Source organism: Arthrobacter sp. Y3221157, assembly GCF_059089865.1.
On sequence record NZ_JBNHFD010000185.1, the window covers coordinates 1 to 1,582 of the forward strand.

Annotated in this window: 1 rRNA gene; it reads left to right on the forward strand. The window is 57.1% G+C overall.

The window, feature by feature from the left end:
• A 16S ribosomal RNA gene (locus tag AC5RTT_RS20495) occupies positions 1-1,447 on the forward strand; the annotation flags it as partial.
• Between the last annotated feature and the right edge of the window lie 135 nt (positions 1,448-1,582).

A 1,582-nucleotide genomic window follows, 5' to 3' on the forward strand; every position in this document is an offset into this window, starting at 1 on the left:
GCTTGCGGGGGGATTAGTGGCGAACGGGTGAGTAACACGTGAGTAACCTGCCCTTGACTCTGGGATAAGCCTGGGAAACTGGGTCTAATACCGGATATGACCTTCCATCGCATGGTGGTTGGTGGAAAGCTTTTTGTGGTTTTGGATGGACTCGCGGCCTATCAGCTTGTTGGTGAGGTAATGGCTTACCAAGGCGACGACGGGTAGCCGGCCTGAGAGGGTGACCGGCCACACTGGGACTGAGACACGGCCCAGACTCCTACGGGAGGCAGCAGTGGGGAATATTGCACAATGGGCGCAAGCCTGATGCAGCGACGCCGCGTGAGGGATGACGGCCTTCGGGTTGTAAACCTCTTTCAGTAGGGAAGAAGCGAAAGTGACGGTACCTGCAGAAGAAGCGCCGGCTAACTACGTGCCAGCAGCCGCGGTAATACGTAGGGCGCAAGCGTTATCCGGAATTATTGGGCGTAAAGAGCTCGTAGGCGGTTTGTCGCGTCTGCCGTGAAAGTCCGGGGCTCAACTCCGGATCTGCGGTGGGTACGGGCAGACTAGAGTGATGTAGGGGAGACTGGAATTCCTGGTGTAGCGGTGAAATGCGCAGATATCAGGAGGAACACCGATGGCGAAGGCAGGTCTCTGGGCATTAACTGACGCTGAGGAGCGAAAGCATGGGGAGCGAACAGGATTAGATACCCTGGTAGTCCATGCCGTAAACGTTGGGCACTAGGTGTGGGGGACATTCCACGTTTTCCGCGCCGTAGCTAACGCATTAAGTGCCCCGCCTGGGGAGTACGGCCGCAAGGCTAAAACTCAAAGGAATTGACGGGGGCCCGCACAAGCGGCGGAGCATGCGGATTAATTCGATGCAACGCGAAGAACCTTACCAAGGCTTGACATGGACCGGACCGCCGCAGAAATGTGGTTTCCCCTTTGGGGCTGGTTTACAGGTGGTGCATGGTTGTCGTCAGCTCGTGTCGTGAGATGTTGGGTTAAGTCCCGCAACGAGCGCAACCCTCGTTCTATGTTGCCAGCACGTGATGGTGGGGACTCATAGGAGACTGCCGGGGTCAACTCGGAGGAAGGTGGGGACGACGTCAAATCATCATGCCCCTTATGTCTTGGGCTTCACGCATGCTACAATGGCCGGTACAAAGGGTTGCGATACTGTGAGGTGGAGCTAATCCCAAAAAGCCGGTCTCAGTTCGGATTGGGGTCTGCAACTCGACCCCATGAAGTCGGAGTCGCTAGTAATCGCAGATCAGCAACGCTGCGGTGAATACGTTCCCGGGCCTTGTACACACCGCCCGTCAAGTCACGAAAGTTGGTAACACCCGAAGCCGGTGGCCTAACCCCTTGTGGGAGGGAGCCGTCGAAGGTGGGACTGGCGATTGGGACTAAGTCGTAACAAGGTAGCCGTACCGGAAGGTGCGGCTGGATCACCTCCTTTCTAAGGAGCGCCTCACAACAACGCCCCTGCTGCATGGCGGGGTGTGGTGTTGTCAGGAGTACTGCCCGTAGCACGGACGTATGTTTCGTGGCGGGTGCTCATGGGTGGAATATCAACAAATAGGTGCCTGGTGGC